Genomic DNA, 21,018 nt, shown 5'->3' on the forward strand with positions numbered 1-21,018 from the left:
GTGCTCGTGCGGGGAGACGCTAAACGGCGGGGCCCGCCGTTTCTCTTCCGGGTACGATATGGCGGACCCCGCCACTTGGCAACCATGGAGGTAGGCCATGCCGGATGGCCAGCGCGCAGACGCCCGGCGCAACTACACGCGCATCCTCGCCGTGGCCCAGCAGGAAGTCGCCGCCCACGGCGCCGACGCCTCGCTGGAACAGATCGCCCGCACGGCGGGAGTCGGCTCCGCGACCGTGCGGCGGCACTTCCCCACCCGCCAAGCGCTGCTGGAGGCGGTCTCCCGGGAGCGGATCGAGGCCCTGCGCGTCCGCGCCCACGAGCTGACCGGCGAAGGCGAGAGCCGCGGCGCGCTGCTGGAGTGGCTCGGCGACGTCCTCACCTACTGCGTCTCCGCCCGCGGCCTGGCCACCGCGCTGTCCTACAACGCCGCCGGAGTCGACCCGGTGCACAACAACAGTTGCTCGGCCACGCTCGAAGAAGCGGCGGGCCCGCTGCTCCGCCGCGCCGCGCGGGACGGCGCGGTGGCCAAGGACGTCACCGCCCTCGACCTGATCACCCTGCTGGTCGGCATCGCCCTGGCCACGGAGCACGCCCCCGACCCGGCCGCCCGCGCCCGCCAACTCTTCGACCTGTCGGTGGCTGGCCTGAGCCCCCAGCGCTGAGCAACGGCGCCTGTCGCCGTCGTCCGCGCGGGCGCTAGGTCAATACGACGAGGGCGTGTCCGGCGGATCGGGAACGGCCCCTTCGGCGCCTGGCACGCACGCCCGTCGCGTTGCCGGAATACCCGGATACCTCCGCTGTGCGGGCATCCCGGCGCCTTCCGCTCAGCGGGTTCCCCCGGCCGGAGTCCGGGGGAGCACCGGTCGCCGCCTGGACCGCCCATGTTCCGCCGGACAGGCCCTAGTCGGGAGACGGCCCGTCGGCGAGCCGGTTGTTGCGGTCGATCTCCGGCATGTGGGTCTCGGCCCAGTCGCGCAGGGCGGCGAGGGGGTGTTCGAGGGACAGGCCGAGGTCGGTGAGGCGGTAGTGGACGGCGGGCGGCACCGTCGGTTCCACGCGGCGCGTGACCAGGCCGTCGCGGACCAGGCTCTGCAAGGTGGCGGACAGCATCTTCTGCGAGATGCCGGGGATGCGGCGCCGCAGTTCGGCGAAGCGGACCTCGCCCGGAGCCTGCTCGGCCAGCGTCTTGACCGCCATCGACGTCCACTTGGTGCCGATGCGGTCGAGCAGTTGGCGGGTCGGGCAGCGCGGATCCAGCAGGTCACCGCGGTCGCCGGGCCGCGGCCCGTACGTGCCCGGTGCGTCGGGCCCGGACGTGGTCACCTGGGGCTCACCACCTGAGGGGAAAGTGCCGTCTTGGGCGGACCAGCTTAGTTCCCTAGCGTGATCTTGTCACCATTGGTTACCACTCCTGGAGTCCCGTCATGCCCGAACTGCGCCGCGTGCCCGTCAACGGTGTCGAACTGAACGTCGCCCTCGCCGGATCGGGTCCCGCCGTCCTGCTGCTGCACGGCTTCCCGCACACCTGGGAGGTGTGGACGGACGTCATGGCCGATCTGTCCGGCCGCTACCGCGTCATCGCGCCCGACCTGCGCGGCTTCGGCGCGAGTGGTCCTGCCCCGTCCGGTTACGACGCGGGCACCCTGGCCGAGGACGCCGCCGCGCTCCTCGCCGCGCTCGGCGTGTCGTCCGCCGCGGTGGTGGGCATCGACGCGGGCGCCCCCGCGGCCTTCCTCCTCGCCCTGCGCCACCCCGGCCTCGTCCGCCGCCTGGTCGTCATGGAATCCCTGCTGGGCGCGCTGCCCGGCGCCGAGGACTTCCTCGCCGCCGGACCGCCGTGGTGGTTCGGCTTCCACCGCGCGGCGCCCGGCCTCGCCGAGACCGTGCTGGAGGGTCACGAAGCCGAGTACGTCGACTGGTTCCTGCGCTCCGGCACGCTCGGTGAGGGAGTGCGCCCCGCACTTCGGGACGCGTTCGTGCGCGCGTACACCGGCCGCGAGGCGTTGAGCCGCGCGTTCTCGTACTACCGCGCCCTGCCCGAGAGCGCGGCGAGGATCGGTGAGGCGGTCGCCGCCCACCGCCTGACGGTGCCGACGATGGCCCTGGGCGCCCAGCCGGTCGGCGACGTGCTCGCACGCCAACTGCGCCCGCTGGCCGACGATCTCACCGCACACCTCATCGAGGACTGCGGCCACATCATCCCGCTGCACCGGCCGCGCGCCCTGCTCGCGCTCCTGCGCCCGTTCCTGGCCCGCGACGACGCGGCGGGCAGGGCGTGACCGGGGCGGGCGTGAGCGGGGCGGGCGTGAGCGGGGGCAGGGATGACCGCGGACGAGGCGTGACCTGGGCGGCGCACCACGGATCCCACGCCTCCCGCACGCCCCACTCGAATCGTTCACTGTGTGAATCCGGTGCATGTGCTTGACGGCTCGCCATGGCCACTTGACACTGCCTTACGGATTCGGGATTACCGCCATCCGCAGATTGAGAGCGTTTTCAAGAGACTGAATCAAAGGGCCAAGGCGGGACCTTGGCTCTGAATGTGCAGTGCCGAGCGCGATCCACCCCCACATCTCCGCGCTGACCCTGGTGTTCACTTCGCGAACCCAGGCGAAAGGACCCCCACACATGCGCAGATCCATCCTCCCGGCCCGTACCGAGGGCACGCCGCGTCGGCAGCGACGCGTGGTCGCCCTGCTCGGGGCCCTCGTCCTCGTTCTGGCCGGGATCATCGGCCTCACCCAGACCGTCGGAACCGCCTCGGCGGACGCGTCCGACTACACGCAGAGCGTCGCCCAACTGAACTCCACGCAGGCGCAGATCACGTTCAAGCCCACCACGGCCGCCGCCTACGTCGACGTCCACTACCTGGTCAACGGCGCGAATCAGCAGAACGTCCGGATGACCAACAACGCGGGCGTCTGGACCCAGACCGTCAGCTCGCTGACCACCGGCACCGTGCTCGACTACTGGTTCACGTACGAGAAGAGCGGCCCGCAGTACGACACTCCGCACTTCTCGTACACCCAGGGCAGCGGGAGTACGACCGGAGGCGGCACCGGCGGCACCGGAACGACCGTCGCCACGCCGACGTTCAGCCCGGCGGGCGGCACCTTCAGCTCGGCGCAGAGCGTGACGATATCCGACGCCACCTCGGGCGCGAGCATCCGCTACACGCTGGACGGCTCCACGCCGACCGCCTCCTCCACGCTCTACAGCGCGCCGCTGAACATCTCGGCGAGCACCACGGTCAAGGCGATCGGCATCAAGTCCGGGTCCACCAACTCGGCCGTGGCCACCGCCAGTTACACCATCGGCTCGACCTCGGCGAGCTGCCCGACGCAGTCGGACACTCCCAACTTCGGGTCGAACGTCCACATTTACGACCCGTCGATGTCCAGCGCCACCATCCAGGCGCAGCTCGACGCGCAGTTCGCGCAGCAGAAGGACACCCAGACCGCGCAGTTCAGCAACAACCGGGTCGCGCAGCTCTTCAAGCCGGGCACGTACAACGTGTCCGACAACGTCGGCTTCTACACCTCGGTGGCCGGTCTCGGCCAGAACCCCGACGACGTCACGATCAACGGTGACGTGACCGTGGACGCCTTCAACGCCTCCGACGCGGGCAACGCGACCCAGAACTTCTGGCGGTCTGCGGAGAATCTGGCGATCAACCCCTCCAGCGGCACCGACCGTTGGGCCGTCGCGCAGGCCGCGCCCTTCCGCCGGATCGACGTGCACGGCGGGCTCGCGCTCTACCCGGCCAGCTACGGCTACGCCAGCGGCGGCTACATCGCCGACACCAAGGTCAGCGGCCAGGCCGCGTCCGTCTCGCAGCAGCAGTGGTACACCCGCGACAGCAACCTCGGGAGCTGGGCGGGCGGCGTGTGGAACATGGTCTTCTCCGGCGTCAACGGCGCACCGGCCAACACCTTCCCGAACCCGCCGGAGACCACGCTGGCCACCACCCCGGTCTCCCGTGACGTGCCGTACCTGTACGTCGACAGCGCGGGCAAGTACCGGGTCTTCCTGCCGTCGCTGCGCACCAACGCGTCCGGACCGAGCTGGGCCAACGGCAGCACCCCCGGCACCTCGCTGCCGATGAGCCAGTTCTACGTGGTCAAGGCCGGGGACACGGCCGCGACCATCAACACCGCCCTGTCCCAGGGCTGCAACCTCTTCGTCACCCCCGGCGTCTACCACCTCAACCAGACGCTCAACGTGACCAAGGCCAACACCACCATCCTCGGCATCGGCTACCCGACGTTCGTGCCCGACAACGGCGTCAACGCCATGCAGGTCGCCGACGTGGACGGCGTACGCCTCAAGGGTCTGCTCTTCGACGCGGGCACCACCAACTCCGCCGCGCTGCTGACTGTCGGCCCCTCCGGCTCCACCGCGAGCCACGCCGCCAACCCGACCACCATCCAGGACGTCTTCTTCCGGATCGGCGGCCAGGTCGCGGGCAAGGCCACCACCAGCCTCATCGTGAACAGCGCCAACACGATCATCGACCACATCTGGGCCTGGCGCGCCGACCACGGCAGCGGCGTCGGCTGGACGTCCAACACCGCCGACACCGGTCTGATCGTCAACGGCGCCAATGTGCTTGCGACCGGTCTGTTCGTCGAGCACTACCAGAAGTACGAGGTCGTCTGGAACGGTCAGGGCGGCAAGACGATCTTCTTCCAGAACGAGATGCCGTACGACCCGCCGAACCAGGCCGCCTGGGTCAACCCCAACGGGCAGAACGGATACGCCGCCTACAAGGTCGGCGCGAACGTCACCACCCATGAGGCGTGGGGGCTCGGCAGCTACTGCTACTTCAACGTCAACCCGGCGGTGAACAGCTACCACGCGTTCGAGGTGCCCAACACCTCCGGCGTGAAATTCCACAGCGCGCTGACCGTCTCGCTCGGCGGCGTGGGCACCATCACCCACGTCATCAACGACACCGGAGCGGTCACCGCGTCCAACACCACCCCCAGCAATGTCGTGTCCTATCCCTGACCCGCTGATCCCCTCACCGTGAACCCACGGTGACGGCGGCCCGGTGCTCCCGCGCAGGCGGGAGCACCGGGCCGCCCCCGCGAACGGGTGAAGCAAGGCCCGTGACCCCCACCCGCGTGTGCGTCGGCGCCGCGCGCCGCCTACGCTGCGCCAGGGGAGTTACGTCACGGGAGGCCGACCCTGCTGGTGCTGTGTGTGTTCTTCGCGTTGCTCGGTGCGGCCAGCAACGCGGTGGGAACCGTCCTCCAGCGCAAGGCCGCGCTCGCCGTGCCGCCCAACGACGCGATGCGCCCGCGTCAGATGCTCGCGATGATCCGGCAGCCGGTGTGGCTGCTCGGCATCTGCGGAGTGGCGGGCGCCGCGGCCTTCCAGGCCCTCGCCCTGGTGGCGGGACCGCTGGCCCTCGCGCAGCCCGTCTTCATCCTGGAACTTCCGCTCGCCCTGCTCTTCAGCGTGCCGCTGCTCGGGCGCGCCCTGCCGCGCGCGGGCTGGAGCGGCGTCGCCTGCATGGTCGCGGGTCTGGCGCTCGCCCTGGGTGCCGCGGCGCCGGGCGGCGGCGGCGCGCAGGCGTCCATGGCGCACTGGGTGCCCGCCGTCCTGCTCTGCGTGGGCGCCATCGGCTGGGCGGTCGTCATCGCCCGCCACCGGCCCTCCGGTGCGCCGAGGGCCGCCCTGCTGGGCGCCGCCTCCGCGGTGGCCAACGCGCTCACCGCGGCGCTGATGAAGTCCGCCGCCGACACCTTCTCCGCGCACGGCGGCGTCGCCTTCCTGACCGCCTGGCAGACCTACGGCTTCGCGCTGTGCGGCGTCACCGCGATCTTCCTGCTGGAGAGCGCCCTCCAGTCCGGGCCGATCATCGCCTCGCAGCCCGCCCTCACCCTCGGCGACGCCACCGTCAGCCTGGCGCTGGGCATCACCGTCTACGGCGAGCACATCCGTACCGGCTGGTGGGTCGTGCCGCAGTTGGCGGCCGTCGGCCTGATCGCGTACGGCACCGTCCGGCTCTCCCGCGCGGTCCCGCTGATCAGGGAACTGGCGGGCTGACCGCACGGGCCGCCCGGCACCGACCTGACATCTGCCCGGCACCGGCTCGACAACGGCCCGGCAGCGGCCCGGCAGCGGCCCGGCAGCGGCCCGGCCCTGGCGCGGACCGCGAAGGGGAGCTTAAGAGAACCGGTAGCCGCTTCGGCTTCATCCCCGGAGCGGTTCGCCCAAGCATGGGGCCGTGACCGAACGATTCCTGCACCTCAACGTCAACGCCAACGGGCTGGCGAAACCGCCGAACAGCTGGCGGCACAGCTCTCCGCCCACCTGGTTCCTCGACGTCGCCTCCTGGGAGAAGCTCGGGCGGATCGCCGAGCGCGGCCTGCTGGACGCGGTCTTCCTCGCCGACCACCTCGGCGCCACCGACTTCAGCAAGCCGTGGCACGCCTTCGACCCGTTCATGCTCCAGACGGCGGTGGCCCGCGCCACCCGCCACATCGGTCTGGTGACGACCCTGTCCGCGACCTTCTACCAGCCGTGGGACATCGCGCGCCGCGCCGCGACGCTCGACATCGCCTCCGGCGGCCGGGCGGCGGTCAACATCGTCACCTCCGGCGAGGACGCGGCCGCGGCCCTGTACGGGCGGGGACCGCTTCCCGCACGCGAGGTCAGGTACGGGCGCGCCGAAGAGGTGCTGAACGCCGTCAAGCGGCTGTGGGACTCCTGGGACCCGGACGCCCTGGTCGCCGACCCCACGACGGGCGAACTGGTGGACGACGGCCGGGTCCCGACGGTGGACTTCGACGGCGAACACGTGGGCTTCAGGGGGCGGTTCCAGTTCCCGCGCTCCGTGCAGGGGCGGCCGGTCATCGTCCAGGCCGGAGCGTCGCCCCTGGGCATCGAACTGGCCGCGCAGCACGCGGACGCCGTGTTCTGCGCCTCCAACACCCTGTCGACCGGGCAGGAGTTCTACCGCGGGCTGAAGGCCCGCGCCGCCGCCCACGGGCGTGACCCCGACGAACTCCTGGTCCTTCCCGGCCTCAACATCACCCTCGGCGGCACCGAGGCAGAGGCGATCCGGCGCCGCGCCGAACTGGTCGGCCCCGTGGAGGCGGACGACGCCGCAGTGCGCGCGCTGGCCGTCCAACTCGGCGTCCCCGTCGACCTGCTGAGCCTGGACAAGGCCCTGCCCTGGGACTACATCAACTCGCCGCGGTGGAGCCCGCGCAGCGTCGGCGCCGCCAACGGCGTGCTGTCCGTGGCACGCCAGGGCGACCTCACCGTGCGCGAGGTCCTCGAACGCCGCGCGAACGCGCAGAACGCGATCGTCGGCACGCCCGAGCAGGTCGCCGACGAGATCGAGAGCTGGTTCACCCAACGCGCCGCCGACGGCTTCAACATCAACTTCGACATCTTCCCCTCCGGCCTGGAGCAGGTCGTCGACCACCTGGTGCCGGAGCTCCAGCGGCGCGGGATCTTCCGCAGGGAGTACGAGTCCACCACGCTGCGCGGCCACTACGGGCTTCCGCCCCTGGTGACCGACGCGAGCCGCGCCACCGCGCGCACGGCCTGATCAGGAGACCACCACCAGTGAGCACACGCCGACTGCACTTGAACGTCAACGCCAACGCGCTGGGCCGAGCACCGGGGGGCTGGCGCCTGCGCGACGACCCGCTCGGCTTCCTCGACATCGACGAATGGGAGAACCTCGGCCGGACCGCGGAACGCGGCCTGTTGGACGCGGTGTTCCTCGCCGAGACCCTCGGATTCTCCCAGCAGGACTTCACCAGGCCGTGGAACGCGATCGACCCGTTCGTCGTGCTGACCGCGATCGCCCGCGCCACCACGCACGTCGGCCTGGTGGCGACCGTGTCGTCCACCTACCGCCACCCGTACCACATCGCCCGGCTGGGCTCCTCGCTCGACCTGGTCTCGGGCGGCCGGGCCGCGGTCAACGTCGTCACCACGCAGTCGCCGCGCGCCGGGGCCCAGTTCGGCCTCGACGCGCACCCCGACCGGGACGCCCGCTACGGCCGCGCGGACGAGGCGATCGCGGTGATCAGGGCGCTGTGGGAGTCATGGGACCCCGACGCGCTCGTCGGTGACAAGGCGTCAGGTGAGCTGACCGACCTGACGAAGGTGCGGGAGGTCGACCACGTCGGCGAGCACCTGCGGGTCAAGACCTGGTACCAGGTGCCGCGTTCGCCGCAGGGCCACCCCGTCGTCCTGCAAGCGGGCGCGTCGGAGCAGGGCATCGACCTGGCCGCGAAGTACGCCGACGCGGTCTTCTGCGCCGCGCACAACCTCCAGCAGGGCAAGGACTTCGCCGCCAAGGTGAAGGCCCGGGCCCGCGACGTTCACGGCCGCGACCCCGACGACGTTCTGATCCTGCCCGGACTGTGGCCGGTCATCGGCAGCACCGAGGCCGAGGCGCGCGAGCGCCGCGACCTGCTGGCCGGTCTGAGCACCGACACCACCGACGCCCTGACGTCGCTGGCGGCGCAGCTCGGCCTGCCGGTGGACAGCCTGGAGCTCGACCGGCAGCCGCCCTGGGACCTGATCAACTCGCCGGAGTGGAAGCCGAGCAGCTACGGCTTCGCCAACTCCGTGCTCCAGTCCGCCCGCAACGAGAACCTGACGGTGCGCGACCTGCTCGACCGGCACATCGCCGGCGGCGGTCACCGCATGGTGGTGGGCACCCCGGAGCAGATCGCCGACGAGATGGAGGCGTACTTCACCGAGGGCGCCGCGGACGGGTTCAACCTGAACCACGACCTCTACCCCGACGGCCTCGACCTCATCGTCGACCACCTGGTGCCGGAGCTCCAGCGGCGCGGGATCTTCCGCAAGGAGTACGAGGCGAGCACGCTGCGCGGCAACCTCGGCCTGCCTGTCCCGGCGGCCACCCCGGTCTGAGGCCGCAGGGCAGCACGGCGCGACGGAGCCGCCCGGCGTACCGACCCCCATCCCACGGGGCCGGTACGCCGGGCGGCTCTTCGGGCTGCCGCCGGATCAGGAACCGCCGGCGTCCGGCAGGCGCGCCTCGGCCCCGATGGCGCCGGGCCGCAGCGCCCTGTCGCCCTCGACCCGCTCGGCGATACCGGCCAGCCGCGCGGCCTGCTCCGGTGTGAGCGTGACGTCGAACGCGCCGACGTTCTCCCGCAGATACGCGGCGTGCCGGGTGCCGGGGATCGGCACGACGTCCTCACCCCGCGAGAGCACCCAGGCGAGGGCCACCTGACCGGGCTCGGCGCCGAGTTCGGCCGCGACGGCGACGACCTCGTCGGCCAACTTCACATTCGTGTCGAAGACCTCCTCGGCGAACCGCGGGTGCTCCAGCCGACGGCCCGTCAGGTCCGCGCGGCTGCGCAGCCGACCGGTCAGCCACCCGCGGCCCAGCGGCGAGAACGGCACGATGCCGATGCCCAACTCCCGCGCGATGGAAAGCGTTTCGGCCTCGATGTCGCGGGTGAAGAGCGACCACTCGTTCTGGATCGCGGTGACCGGATGTGTGGCATGGGCGCGGCGCAGGGTCCGCGGACCCGGCTCCGACAGACCGATCCAGCGGACCTTGCCCGCCTCGACCAGCTCCTTCAGCGCGCCGACCGTCTCCTCGATCGGCACCGCCGGATCGACGCGGTGCTGGTAGTAGAGGTCGATGCGGTCGACGCCCAGGCGCCGCAACGAGCCCTCCACCGCCGACCGTACGTACTCCGGACGGCCGTCGATGGGGCGGGCGTCGGGGTTGGTGGCCCGGTCGAGCGGGTTGCCGAATTTGGTGGCGATGACCAGGCCGTCACGGCGGCCCTTGACCGCCTGCCCGAGCAGCGTCTCACTGATGGCCGGGCCGTAGATGTCGGCGGTGTCGAAGAAGTCGATGCCGAGGTCGATCGCCTCGCCCACCAACGCCGACGCGCTGTGCCGCTCGTCGGCGTCGGTGGAGCGCGCGAAGCTCATGAAGCCCAGGCCGAGGGCCGAGACCTCCAGCCCCTCGGTGCCGAGCCTGCGTCGAGTGATGTCGGTCAATGGTTACTCCTCAGCCGGTGGTTCGGGAGCGGCGCCGTGTCAGCCGGTCGTCACGTCGTCCAGCGCCGTGGTGTAGTTGAACCCGAGCTTGGACGTGACATTGGTCTTCAGCCCGCCGTACTTGTACGCGGCCTCGACGGTCGCCTGCTGGATCCGCAGGAACTCCGGGTCACCGATCTTGTAGAAGGTCGAGTGCCGGGCGTTCTCCCAGTTGACCTTGGCCACGTCGGGCGTCTGGCTGAGGACCTGCTGCTCGACCTTCTCGTACGCGGTCTCGTGACCGGGAATCCACTGCTCGTAGAAGGTCCGCAGCCGGCCGTAGAAGTCCTTGAGCGCCGCCAGCTTGGCCGGGTCGTCGAGCACCTCGGTCCTGGCGATCCAGCCGCTGCCGCCGAGGATGCCGAGCGTCGCGTTGTCGGCGATCTTGATCGCCTTTCCGGCGTCGACGGGCTTCTTCACGTTGCTGTAGCTGGTCACGACCGCGTCCAGGCGCCCGGCGTTGAAGGCGTTGGCCGCGGCCTGGTTGCTCGGGAACTGCACACCGTGGACGTCCTTGGGGCCGAAGCCGCCCTTCTCCAGCGCGACGACGTAGGCGGCGTAGATGTTGCCGCCGTAGTTGTAGCCGATCTTCTTGCCCTTCAGCTCGGCGAGCGTCGTGATACCGGAGCTCTTCGTCACGTACACGGCGGCCGGGTAGGGCGCGTCGGGCGTCCAGGTCACCGCGAAGCCCTGGATCGGGGCGCCGGTCTTCGTCCAGTCGGCCGAGGCGTTGGCGGCCTCGAAGGCGGCGGTGTTCTCACCGACCTGGCCGACGTCGATCTGCTTGCCGTACAGCGCCGCCAGTTGGTTCGCCGGGCCCGCGATGATCGGGACCTTGTACTTGTACGGGGTGTCCTCGAACAGGCCCGACTCCTTCAGCAGCGCGGGGAAGTCGGCGGTCTGGTAGCTGATCGTGAGGTTGACGCCGGACAGGTCGACCGCGGCGGCGGAGGAGGAACCGCCCGTCGAGCCGCCGTTCGACGCGGAACCCGCGTTCTTCGCGGAGGTCGAGGCGCCGCCGGAACCGCCGCAGGCGGTGGCGACCATGGCGAGGGCGACGGCCGCGAAGGCGGTGAACGTGCGCTGGACGAAGGGGGAGTGCTTGCCGGTGCTGTACATGTGCGATGACTTCCTCGGGATGTGTCGGGTGAAGACGGTTCGTGGTGCTCTGATCTGACGGGCCGTCAATGGCCGGCGGCCACCTCCTCGCCGCCGCCGCCGACGGTGCGGGCCACGCCGAGCTGGTCGAGCAGCGCCGCCCGCAGTTCGAGGAACCGCGGATCGTCGCGGTGGCGGGGCTTGTCGATCTCGACCCGCTGGTCCAGGGCGATCGAACCGCGCGAGAGGACCAGGACACGGTCGGCGAGCAGGATCGCCTCGTCCACGTCATGGGTGACCAGGACGACGGCGGGCTCGTGCTTGGCGCACAGCGCCGCCAGCAGGTCGTGCATCTTGATCCGGGTCAGCGCGTCCAAGGCCGCGAAGGGCTCGTCGAGCAGCAGCAGATCGGGCTCGGTGACCAGCGCGCGGGCGAGCGCGACACGCTGCGCCTCACCGCCGGACAGCGTCCGGGGCCAGGCTTTGGCGTGGCTCTCGATACCGACCTCGGCCAGCGCGTCGAGCGCTTTGCCGTACGCGGCTCGCGGACGCCGCGCGCCGAGCACGACATTGCGCCACACCTTCTGCGCGGGAACCAGCCGCGGCTCCTGGAAGACGGTCGACCGCACGCGGGGCACGACGACATTTCCCTCGTCGGCGGTGTCGAGTCCGCCGACGATACGGAGCAACGTCGTCTTACCGGTGCCGGACGCTCCGAGCAGCGCGACGAACTCCCCCTTCCGCAGCCGGAGATCGACCCCGTCGAGCACCGCACGGCCGTCGAAGACCCGTCGGACCCCCAGCGCGGTGACGGCGTATCCCGCGCTGTCCGCGGCGAGGTCGCCCGGCGATTCAGTTGATACCGACACGGGCCCTCCAGGGCAGGACGAGACGCTCGACGCCGCGCATGACGAAGTCGATGAGGATGCCCAGCACGGCGTAGATCCAGATGCCGGCGATGACGATGTCCGGGCGCTGGTTGTTCTGGGCGTTGATGATCAGATAGCCGATCCCGGCGGTGGAGTTGACCTGCTCGGCCAGCACCAGCGACAGCAGCGAGAAGGAGCAGGCGAAGCGCAGACCGGTGAGGATGCCGGGCAGCGCCGTCGGGAAGATGATCCGGCGGGCGATCCGGAAGCCGCTGAGCCCGAAGGTCCTGCCCGCCTCGATGAGCTTTTGGTCGACGCCCTTCACGGCGTGGAACGTGTTCAGGTAGAGCGGGAACAGCGCCGCCGCGGTGATGAGGGCGAGCTTGGACGGCTCGTCGATGCCGAACCAGGTGACGAACAGCGGGACCAGCGCGATGAACGGCACCGTCCGCAGCATCTGGAGGGTGGCGTCGAAGATCTCCTCGCCGATCTTCCACAGACCGGCGAAGATCCCGAGCACCAGCCCCGCGCTGCCGCCGAGCAGCAGCCCCTCACCGGCCCGCCGCAGCGACACCGGTACGGCGGCCTGGAGCGAGCCGTTGTTCCACAGGTACTGGTACGCCTCGACGATGGTCTTCGGCGAGGGCAGCACGTCCTCGGTGGTCCAGCCCCAGGTCAACGCGAGCTGCCAGAGGGCGATCAGTGCGACGGGCACGCCGACGCGCAGGGTCCAGCCGCTCCAGAAGCGGACCCGCTTGCGCACGCTCTCGCGCCCGCGGTTGCGCGGGCTGAGGTCGATGAGCCCCGCCGCGCCCCGCGGAGTCCTCGTGGCGGTCGGCGCACCCGGCGCGGGCGCGGTGTCGGTGACGGAAGCGGCGCCGGTCAACGCGTCACCTCGGCGGCGGTGTCGACCGGCCGGGTGGTGAGGGGCCTGGCGATGGCGGTCATGAGCGTGTCCTCACAGGGGGTCAGTGCCTCAGGCGAACTTCTTGAACGGAACGGTGTCGTCCTGCGCCAACTCGGCGACCAGGCCGAGCTCCCAGGACAGATAGCGGCGGAATCCGGCCTTGCGGTCCTCGGGGTCGCTCTCGCGCCAGCCGGAGGCGACGACGTCCTCCGGGGCGTGCAGCCACTCGGCCCGGTCGGTCTCCACGGGCAGACCGGCCGCGCGCCACGCCGCCGTGCCGCCGTCGAGCACCCGCACCGGACGGTCGGTGGCCGCCGCGAGGTCGGCGGCGGCGTAGCGCGCGAGCACCCCGTCGGAGGAGGTCAGCACGACCGGCCCGGTGCCGGGCAGCTCGGCCGCCGACGCGGCGAGGCGGGCGCGGATGGCGAACCGGGCACCGGGGACGTGGCCGATGCGGTACTCCGGGCTGGGCGCCACGTCGAGCACGAGCCGGGTGTCGGCCGGGGCGCCGTCCAGCTCCTGCGCGGTGACCGTCTCGAAGCCGCCGGACGGCGGGTCGAGGACGGGCCGCGGCACCGGGCCGGTCTCCAGGTCGACGCCTTCCAGGGCCCGGTCGAGGACGAACACCCGCGCCCAGCCGATCTGGGCGATCCAGGAGGCGGCGACCGCGGCCCGTACGCCGTCGTTGTCGACGAGGACCACACGGGAATGGTGCGTGCCGACGTGCCGGAACACCCACGGCGCGACATCCCAGCTCGGCGCCGACAGGGAGCCGGGCAGGTGCCCGGCCTCGAACTCCTCGGGCGTGCGCACGTCCAGGACGTACAGCGAACGCGTGTCGTCCTTGCCGAACGCCGCGAGCGCCGCCGCGTCGATGTGCTCGATCCCGAAGCGCTCGCCGAAGCGGACCGCGCTCTCCCGCGCCGCCTCCAGCGCCGCGCCGGTCGGCGGCGCCACCGAGGACGTCTCGCCGTGGTCGAGTTCGTGCCCCTCCAGCACCCAGGACTGGGTGCCGCCCTCCAGCGACACCACCCGGTTCGGCAGGCCCGCGTTGATGAGCACCTGGGCGCCGAGGATGCTCCGCGTGCGCCCGGCGCAGTTGACCACGACGAGCGTGTCGGGCGACGACACCGCCTCGGCCGCGCGGTAGACGAGTTCGGCGCCAGGTATCGACGTCCCGCCGGGCAGGCTGTGGTCGCGGAACTCGCCGATGGGGCGGCTGTCCAGCAGCACGATGTCCTCACCGGCCGCGCGGCGGCTCAGGAAGTCCGGCACGCTGATGTGCGGCGTCTGGTAGACCTCCTCGATCCACTCGCCGAAGGCCTGCCCGATGACGTGATCGCCGCCGCTGTGGACCTTGTGCCCGGCTGCGGCCCACGCGGCGAGGCCGCCGTCGAGCACCCGGACGTCGGTGTAGCCGAGCGCGCGCAGCCGGGCCGCGCCGCGCCCCGCCAGCTCCGCGTCGCCGCCGTCGTAGACGACGACCGGCGTGTCACGGCGGGGGACCAGCGCCCCCACCTTCAGCTCCAGGACGCTGAGCGGGATCGAGACGGCGAGCAGGATCGACCCCTGCGCCGCCGTGACGCCGGACTCACGGACGTCGACGAGCGCGTACTCCTGGCCGCCGTCGAGCAGCGCGCGCAACTCGTCGACGGCGATGGCGGGGGCCACGGATTCGGTCATGGGAACTCTCCTGGACTCTGGTCGGATCAGTAGTGGATGGCGCCGGGCACGCCGCCGCCGGCGTAGACGCCGTCGCCGACGACGGCCACGCTGCGCGGCGAGGCGAGGAAGGCGACCACCCACGCCACCTCGTGCGGCTCGATCACCCGGCCGATGACATTGCCCGGTGCGCCGTCGGCCGCGCCGCCGCTCTGAAGCTCGACGTACCGTTCGGTGCGGGTGGGACCGGGGTGGACGACGGTGACGTTGACGCCGTGCGGGCCGAGTTCGTCGGCGACGTTCTTGGTCAGCGCGATCACCGAGGCGTTGCGGACCGAGCCGATCACCGAGACGGTCGAACGGGCCCCGGTGCCGCTGATGTTGATGACACGGCCCCAGCCGTTCTCGATCAGCAGCGGCGCGACGGCCTTGATGGTGCGCAGATAGCCGATCACCTTGACGTTGAGCTGCCGTTGGAACCAGGCGTCGTCGGCGTCCTGGAAGCTCGGCCCCTTCTGCGCGGGCTGCTCGGCGGCGTTGTTGACGAGGATGTCGATACCGCCGAAGGCCGTTCTCACGGTGTCGACCAGCTCGCGCACCGAGTCGTCGTCACCGGTGTCGGCCCGCACGGCGAGCACGTCGGCGCCGGTCGACTCCCTGATCCGTACGACCGCGTCGTCCAGGACGTCCCCCCGCCGTCCGGTGATCGCCACCCGCACGCCCTCGCGCGCCAGTTCCTCGGCGATGGCGTAACCGATGCCCGTGCCGCCCCCGGTGACGACGGCGCGTTTTCCTTCGAGTTCGAGACCCATGGACTTCCCCGATCGAGTGCCCGACGGCGACGCCGAGCTGCGAATAGGGCCTCAGCCTGCGGGGACGGGAAGGGGCGAACAAGAAGATCTGGCTACAGCAATAGCCGGGACCTGGCTTAACAGTGGGGTGGGCGAGGGCGGCCGGGGCGGCACTGTGCGAATCGACACGATCTAGGACGTGGTGGGAATCGGGGTGGGTGTGCGATCCTCGGTGCGTGACCGGGACGGACCTCTTCGCGCGACGCCATGTCGATCTCATGCGCGTCTGCGTCGCCGCCTGTCGTCGTTGATCCGCACCACGCCGTTGGTGCCGAAGCGCGGCCTGCCCTCCTAGGAGCGCCGCCGCTCGTCAGAATCGAACCCAGACCGCCGCCGCCGGTACCGGCCGCGCCGCGCCTGGGCGTCGTGGGGGTCAACTCGACAACATCTGAGGTCAACCATGAGCATGCTCGACCTGCGTCGCATGATGCTGCTACGCGATCTCGCCGATCTCGGCACGGTCACCGCCGTCGCCGAACGGCGCAACATCACCAACTCCGCCGTCTCACAGCAACTTCGGGTCCTGGAGGTCGAGACCGGCTCGATCCTGTTCCGCAGGGACGGGCGCACCCTGGGCCTCACCCGCAGCGGCCGGATCCTCGTGGACCACGTACGCGTTGTGCTCGGCGCCGTCGACGACGCGATGAGCGCGCTGGCTGCCACCCGCGACCAGGTCTCGGGACAGATCGCGATGGTCTCCTACAACCTGGGCATACCCGTCCTGGCGGCGCCGCTGATCCACCTGCTGAGCGCCGAGGAGCCGCACTTGCAGATCCACCTCCAGCAGGCCGAGGCCGATGACGCGCTGCGCCTGCTGCGCCAGGGCGAGGTCGACGTGGCCGTCACCTACCGGTGCGACTTCGAGGCGCAGGACCTGCTCAACGGGCTGAGCCGGGAGGTGCTGCTGGTCGAGCCGTTCGTGCTCCTTGCGCCGACCGGGCTGCACGCGCGGGTCCGCAGCCTGGGGCTCGCGGCGCTCGCCGAACAGGTGTGGGTCACCGGTCTGGCCAACTCCACCCTGGACACCGCGCTGCTGCGGGCCGCCGAGCGGGCCGGGTTCACCCCGCGGATCACGCACCGGCTGGTGACCGCCCAGATCGTCTGCGACCTGGCCGCCACCGAGGTCGTCTCGGCGATCGTGCCCCGGCTGTCCGTACCGGCGCACCTGGAACACCTCATCGTCGAGGGCGTGCCGATCGGCTACCGCACGATCAGTTCGGTCACGCGCACCACCCGCAGGAACGACCCGAACATCGCGCTCGTCCTGCGCACGCTGCGCTCGATCGGTGAACAGGCGCTGCACAGACGGGTCCTGCGGGTCGCCTCCTGACCGCGCCGCCAGGACCGCGTAGCGCGCCGCGCGCCCGCGCGGTTCGGGACCGGGACCCGCGCCGCGGTGACGAGCGCACCTCGGCCCGACAGTTAAGCGCAGCCGCAACGACGCCGTAGCCGAACCTTGTTGATCGGCCACGCCGCCGGATCGACGCTGAGGTGCCACAGGAACCGGGCGCCACAGTGAGCAGGGGAGCACGCATGACGGAAACAGCCGAGGCCACGAGCGGTGTCACCTTCGGCTCGGCGCGACTGCGGGAGCTGATCGAGCACATCGGCGACGGCGCGATCGGGCGGGACGAGCGCGACGAACTGCCGTACGCGGCCGTCGAGGCGGCGAAAAGGGCAGGGCTCGGCGCTCTGCGGGTGCCGGTCGAACGGGGCGGGGGCGGCGCGAGCCTCACCCAGCTCTTCGAGGTGTTCATCGACCTGGGCGCCGCGGACTCCAATGTGGCGCACATCCTGCGCAGCCACTTCGGTGTGGTGGAGGGGCTGCTGCGCGGCGGCCGCCCCGAGGACGCGGTCTGGCTCGACCGTGTCGCGCGGGGCGAGCTGATCGGCTCCGCCTCCACCGAACTGGGCGCGAAGGCGGGGGCCACCGACTTCCCGTACCGGACCACCGTCAGCCGCACGGACGGCGGCCTGCGGCTGAACGGCACGAAGCACTACACCACGGGCAGCCTGTACATGGACTGGCTGGTCGTCGGCGTCACCGACGTGGACGGCGGGAGGGCCCAGGTCATCGTCCCCACCGACCGCCCCGGCGTGCTGCGCCCCAACGACTGGGACGGCTTCGGCCAGCGCTTCACGGGCAGCGGCACGGTGACCTTCGACGACGTCGCCATCACACCCGAGGACTACTTCACCCGGGCGACCGACGCCCGCGAATCCGTCCCGTACCCCGCGACGTTCTTCCACATCCAGCTCAACGCGATGATCGCGGGCATCCTGCGCCGGGTGGCGGCCGACGCCGTCGCACACGTCCGGGCCAAGAAGCGGGCTTTCTACCACGCGCCCGCCGACGCGCCGACCGAGGACCCGATCGTGCAGTACAGCGTGGGGCTGCTGCACAGCCAGGCGTTCGCCGCGCAGGCCCTGGTCCTGACCGCCGGACGCGCGTTGGAGGACGCCTACGCGGCGCACGGCACCTCCGAGGAGGCCGAGCTGTCCGCGCGCGCGTCGCTGCTCAACGCCAAGGCCAAGGTCGTCGTGGACGAACTCGCCAACCGCGCCGCGTCCGAGCTCTTCGACATCGGCGGCGGCTCGCTGGTCCGCCGCGGCGCCCACCTCGACCGGCACTGGCGCAACATCCGTACGATCGCCGCCCACAATCCGAAGACGCTCAAAGCGGTCGCGGTGGGCCGCTACGAACTCAACGGAACGCCGCTGCCGAACCAGGGCTTCTTCTAGGAACCGCCCCGACACGTCCGGGGCCGCGGCGCTTGCGCTGGAGTCCACTCCAGCTCCTAGCGTGTGAGGCATGACAACGACTCAGCACGCGATCGGCTCGGGATTCGGCGCACAGACCACCGCGCGGGAGGTGCTGGAGGGGATCGACCTGACCGGCAGGCTCGCCCTCGTCACCGGCGGCTACTCCGGCATCGGCCTGGAGACCACCCGCGCGCTGGCCGCGGCGGGCGCCCACGTCGTCGTACCGGCCAGGCGGCCCGCGACCGCCAAGGACGCGCTCGACGGCGTCGACGGCGTGGAGGTCGACGAGCTCGACCTGGCCGACCTCGACAGCGTCCGCGGTTTCGCCGAGCGCTTCCTGGCCACCGGGCGCGGCATCGACATCGTCGTCAACAGCGCCGCCGTCATGGCCTGCCCCGAGACGCGGGTAGGACCCGGCTGGGAGGCGCAGTTCGCCACCAACCACCTCGGGCACTACGCGCTGGTGAACCGGCTGTGGTCGGCGATCGAGGACGGCGGCGCGCGCGTCGTCGCGGTCTCCTCGGCCGGTCACCACTACTCCGCCATCCGCTGGGACGACCCGCAGTTCGCGCGCGGCGGCTACGAGAAGTGGCAGGCGTACGGCCAGGCCAAGACGGCCAATGTGCTGTTCGCGGTGCACCTCGACCAGCTCGCCGCGCGGCGCGGGGTGCGGGCCTTCGCGCTGCACCCCGGCGGCATCCTCACCCCGCTCCAGCGCCACCTGCCCCAGTCGGAGCTGATCGAGCGCGGCCTGATCGACGAGAACGGCGAGCCGCTGGAGTCCGCCGGTCTCAAGAGCACCGAGCAGGGCGCCGCCACCCAGGTCTGGGCCGCCACCTCGCCCATGCTCGACGGCAAGGGCGGCGTCTACCTGGCGGACTGCGAGATCGCCGAGCCCGCGCCCGCGGACGGCACCAGGATCGGTGTGAAGGACTACGCGATCGACCCGGACCAGGCCGCCCGGCTGTGGACGCTGTCCGCCGAACTGACCGGCGTGGACGCCGTCACGCCCCGGTAGGCCGCCCGCTCACGCCCCGCCCGCACCCGCGACCCCGCACCCCCCAGCAGCCGGTAGGGGGTCGCGGCACCGGGCGGCGTAATGTTGCCCAAGGCAAACAGAGCAGCATTACGGGAGAGGAAGCAGCACCATGAGTGCTCAGGCAGACGCCGCGCCGGCCGGCACCGCGGCGCCCCCGACGGAGTACACACACCGGCAGATCATGGTCATCCTCTCGGGGCTGCTGCTCGGCATGTTCCTGGCGGCACTGGACCAGACGGTGGTCTCCACGGCCATCTACAAGATCGGTGAGAGCCTCAACGGCCTGACCGCCCAGGCGTGGGTGACCACCGCCTTCCTGATCACCTCGACGATCAGCACACCGCTGTACGGCAAGCTCTCCGACCAGTACGGGCGCAAGCCGTTCTTCCTCTTCGCCATCGCGATATTCATCGTCGGCTCGGCGCTGTGCATGCTGTCGACGTCGATGTACATGCTCGCGGGCTTCCGCGCCCTCCAGGGCATCGGCGCGGGCGGGCTGTTCTCGCTCGCGCTCGCCATCGTCGGCGACATCATCCCGCCGCGCCAACGAGCCAAGTACCAGGGCTACTTCATGGCCGTCTTCGGCACGTCCAGCGTGCTCGGACCGGTCATCGGCGGCGCGCTGGCCGGGCAGGACTCGCTGCTCGGCATCGACGGCTGGCGCTGGATCTTCCTGATCAACGTCCCCATCGGCATCCTCGCCCTGTTCGTGGTCGCCAGGGTCCTGCACGTGCGCCAGGAACGACGGCCGCACCGGATCGACTACCTCGGGGCGACCGCGCTGATCGTGGCCCTCGTACCGCTGCTGATCGTGGCCGAACAGGGCCGCGAGTGGGGCTGGGGCGCCGCGTCCTCGCTGTCCTGCTACATCATCGGCGCGGTCGGCATCGTCGCCTTCCTGCTGGCCGAGCGCCGGGCGGGCGAGGAGGCGCTGCTGCCGCTGCGGCTCTTCCGCAACGGCGTCTTCGCGGTCGGCTCCGCGCAGTCCGCGATCATCGGCATCGGCATGTTCGGCGGCATCACGCTGCTGCCGCTCTACCTCCAGCTCGTCAAGGGCAACTCGCCGACCAAGGCCGGTCTGCTCACCCTGCCGCTGGTGCTCGGCATCATGATCTTCTCGATGGTGTCCGGCCAGATCACCTCGCGCACCGGCCGCTACAAGATCTTCCCCATCATCGGCTGCGCCCTGCTGGTGGGCGGCATGCTGATGCTGTGGCAGATGTCCGCCGACAGCAGCCTGTTCTACGTGGACGTGTCGATGTTCGTCGTCGGCGCCGGACTCGGCCTGAACATGCAGACGATCGTGCTGGCCATGCAGAACGCGGTGCCGCCGCGCGACATCGGGGTCGCCACCTCCTCGACGACCTTCTTCCGGCAGATGGGCGGCACGCTCGGCGTCGCCGTCTTCCTGTCGATCGTCTACTCCGTCGTGGGCGGCAAGATCGGCTCCGCCTTCGCCGCCGCCAAGGGAGGAGAAGCGTTCCAGCAGGCCGCCGCCGCGCACCCGGACCAGCTCAAGACGCTCACCTCGGCATCCTCGGGCAGCACGGGCACGCTCAACGACACGTCGTTCCTCAGCCATGTCGACCCGGCGCTCGCCCACCCCTTCAAGACCGGCTTCACCGACGCGATCAACGTCGCCTTCCTCGTCGGCGCGGGCGTCCTGGTGATCGCCTTCGTGCTGTCGCTGCTCATCAAGGAGGTCCCGCTGCGCACCACGGCGGGGGACTTCTCGCAGGAGGAGAAGGTGGAGGCGGCGACCTCCTGA

17 protein-coding genes and 1 pseudogene are annotated in these 21,018 nt (G+C 71.2%); 11 read left to right on the forward strand and 7 right to left on the reverse strand.

From position 1 onward, the window contains the following. Positions 1-97: 97 nt before the first annotated feature. Entirely contained in the window at positions 98-664 is a 567-nt protein-coding gene (locus ACIQCJ_RS25775; protein ID WP_391052431.1) for a TetR family transcriptional regulator, read from the forward strand. Between the two features lie 238 nt (positions 665-902). Here the strand turns inward: ACIQCJ_RS25775 and ACIQCJ_RS25780 are convergent, their stop codons facing one another. After that, positions 903-1,325, reverse strand: coding sequence for a winged helix-turn-helix transcriptional regulator (locus ACIQCJ_RS25780; RefSeq protein WP_402712651.1), 423 nt, complete (start codon positions 1,323-1,325; stop codon positions 903-905). A gap of 101 nt (positions 1,326-1,426) precedes the next feature. Here ACIQCJ_RS25780 and ACIQCJ_RS25785 point away from each other — a divergent pair, with 101 nt between their 5' ends. The 6 genes and pseudogenes from ACIQCJ_RS25785 to ACIQCJ_RS25810 all read left to right on the forward strand — a co-directional run bounded on the left by ACIQCJ_RS25785 (position 1,427) and on the right by ACIQCJ_RS25810 (position 8,912). After that, positions 1,427-2,281 carry an alpha/beta fold hydrolase gene (locus tag ACIQCJ_RS25785; protein ID WP_402712652.1) on the forward strand — a complete coding sequence of 285 codons (855 nt, stop codon included), beginning with the start codon at positions 1,427-1,429 and terminating at the stop codon, positions 2,279-2,281. A gap of 349 nt (positions 2,282-2,630) precedes the next feature. Next, positions 2,631-2,999: pseudogene (locus ACIQCJ_RS25790) on the forward strand (hypothetical protein); the annotation flags it as partial. 135 nt (positions 3,000-3,134) lie between these two features. Then, positions 3,135-5,012: a chitobiase/beta-hexosaminidase C-terminal domain-containing protein gene (locus tag ACIQCJ_RS25795; protein ID WP_391164289.1), complete on the forward strand. Its 1,878-nt coding sequence runs from the start codon at positions 3,135-3,137 to the stop codon at positions 5,010-5,012. A 180-nt stretch (positions 5,013-5,192) separates the two neighbouring features. Beyond that, the gene (locus tag ACIQCJ_RS25800) at positions 5,193-6,056 is read left to right on the forward strand and encodes a DMT family transporter (protein WP_355347646.1); all 864 of its coding nucleotides are present in this window, start codon (positions 5,193-5,195) and stop codon (positions 6,054-6,056) included. Between the two features lie 181 nt (positions 6,057-6,237). After that, positions 6,238-7,569 carry an NtaA/DmoA family FMN-dependent monooxygenase gene (locus ACIQCJ_RS25805; protein ID WP_355347528.1) on the forward strand — a complete coding sequence of 444 codons (1,332 nt, stop codon included), beginning with the start codon at positions 6,238-6,240 and terminating at the stop codon, positions 7,567-7,569. A gap of 17 nt (positions 7,570-7,586) precedes the next feature. Further along, positions 7,587-8,912, forward strand: coding sequence for an NtaA/DmoA family FMN-dependent monooxygenase (locus ACIQCJ_RS25810; protein ID WP_355347525.1), 1,326 nt, complete (start codon positions 7,587-7,589; stop codon positions 8,910-8,912). A 96-nt stretch (positions 8,913-9,008) separates the two neighbouring features. Here ACIQCJ_RS25810 and ACIQCJ_RS25815 read toward each other — a convergent pair whose 3' ends face one another. The 6 genes from ACIQCJ_RS25815 to ACIQCJ_RS25840 form a co-directional block, all read right to left on the reverse strand. After that, entirely contained in the window at positions 9,009-10,013 is a 1,005-nt protein-coding gene (locus tag ACIQCJ_RS25815; RefSeq protein WP_402712739.1) for an aldo/keto reductase, read from the reverse strand. A 48-nt stretch (positions 10,014-10,061) separates the two neighbouring features. Next, entirely contained in the window at positions 10,062-11,180 is a 1,119-nt protein-coding gene (locus ACIQCJ_RS25820) for an ABC transporter substrate-binding protein (RefSeq protein ID WP_402712653.1), read from the reverse strand. A gap of 65 nt (positions 11,181-11,245) precedes the next feature. Then, on the reverse strand, positions 11,246-12,028 hold the full coding sequence (locus ACIQCJ_RS25825) for an ABC transporter ATP-binding protein (RefSeq protein ID WP_401858084.1): 783 nt from the start codon (positions 12,026-12,028) through the stop codon (positions 11,246-11,248). Next, a complete protein-coding gene (locus ACIQCJ_RS25830) occupies positions 12,012-12,914 on the reverse strand; it encodes an ABC transporter permease (protein ID WP_355347516.1) in 903 nt (300 codons plus the stop codon). Before ACIQCJ_RS25830 ends, ACIQCJ_RS25825 begins: the two co-directional genes overlap by 17 nt. 90 nt (positions 12,915-13,004) lie before the next feature. After that, a complete protein-coding gene (locus ACIQCJ_RS25835; RefSeq protein WP_402712654.1) occupies positions 13,005-14,618 on the reverse strand; it encodes a rhodanese-like domain-containing protein in 1,614 nt (537 codons plus the stop codon). Positions 14,619-14,644: 26 nt separating this feature from the next. Continuing rightward, positions 14,645-15,409: an SDR family oxidoreductase gene (locus tag ACIQCJ_RS25840; protein ID WP_391164252.1), complete on the reverse strand. Its 765-nt coding sequence runs from the start codon at positions 15,407-15,409 to the stop codon at positions 14,645-14,647. 439 nt (positions 15,410-15,848) lie between these two features. On the opposite strand from ACIQCJ_RS25840, the gene ACIQCJ_RS25845 reads away from it, so the two are divergent. From ACIQCJ_RS25845 to ACIQCJ_RS25860, 4 genes are all read left to right on the forward strand, one after another. Continuing rightward, on the forward strand, positions 15,849-16,778 hold the full coding sequence (locus tag ACIQCJ_RS25845; RefSeq protein ID WP_355347507.1) for a LysR family transcriptional regulator: 930 nt from the start codon (positions 15,849-15,851) through the stop codon (positions 16,776-16,778). A 203-nt stretch (positions 16,779-16,981) separates the two neighbouring features. Next, positions 16,982-18,190: an acyl-CoA dehydrogenase family protein gene (locus tag ACIQCJ_RS25850; RefSeq protein ID WP_402712655.1), complete on the forward strand. Its 1,209-nt coding sequence runs from the start codon at positions 16,982-16,984 to the stop codon at positions 18,188-18,190. Positions 18,191-18,260: 70 nt separating this feature from the next. Beyond that, positions 18,261-19,229: an SDR family NAD(P)-dependent oxidoreductase gene (locus ACIQCJ_RS25855; protein WP_402712656.1), complete on the forward strand. Its 969-nt coding sequence runs from the start codon at positions 18,261-18,263 to the stop codon at positions 19,227-19,229. Between the two features lie 130 nt (positions 19,230-19,359). Further along, positions 19,360-21,018, forward strand: coding sequence for a DHA2 family efflux MFS transporter permease subunit (locus ACIQCJ_RS25860; protein WP_391052099.1), 1,659 nt, complete (start codon positions 19,360-19,362; stop codon positions 21,016-21,018).

The organism is Streptomyces sp. NPDC093221, from assembly GCF_044753885.1.
Taxonomy (GTDB): domain Bacteria; phylum Actinomycetota; class Actinomycetes; order Streptomycetales; family Streptomycetaceae; genus Actinacidiphila.

Coding starts and splice junctions, on each gene's coding strand:
- ACIQCJ_RS25850 (WP_402712655.1), top strand. CDS start 16,982: ATGACGGAAACAGCCGAGGCCACGAGCGGTGTCACCTTCGGCTCGGCG.
- ACIQCJ_RS25855 (WP_402712656.1), top strand. CDS start 18,261: ATGACAACGACTCAGCACGCGATCGGCTCGGGATTCGGCGCACAGACC.
- ACIQCJ_RS25785 (WP_402712652.1), top strand. CDS start 1,427: ATGCCCGAACTGCGCCGCGTGCCCGTCAACGGTGTCGAACTGAACGTC.
- ACIQCJ_RS25840 (WP_391164252.1), bottom strand. CDS start 15,409: ATGGGTCTCGAACTCGAAGGAAAACGCGCCGTCGTCACCGGGGGCGGC.
- ACIQCJ_RS25845 (WP_355347507.1), top strand. CDS start 15,849: ATGAGCATGCTCGACCTGCGTCGCATGATGCTGCTACGCGATCTCGCC.
- ACIQCJ_RS25860 (WP_391052099.1), top strand. CDS start 19,360: ATGAGTGCTCAGGCAGACGCCGCGCCGGCCGGCACCGCGGCGCCCCCG.
- ACIQCJ_RS25775 (WP_391052431.1), top strand. CDS start 98: ATGCCGGATGGCCAGCGCGCAGACGCCCGGCGCAACTACACGCGCATC.
- ACIQCJ_RS25820 (WP_402712653.1), bottom strand. CDS start 11,180: ATGTACAGCACCGGCAAGCACTCCCCCTTCGTCCAGCGCACGTTCACC.
- ACIQCJ_RS25835 (WP_402712654.1), bottom strand. CDS start 14,618: ATGACCGAATCCGTGGCCCCCGCCATCGCCGTCGACGAGTTGCGCGCG.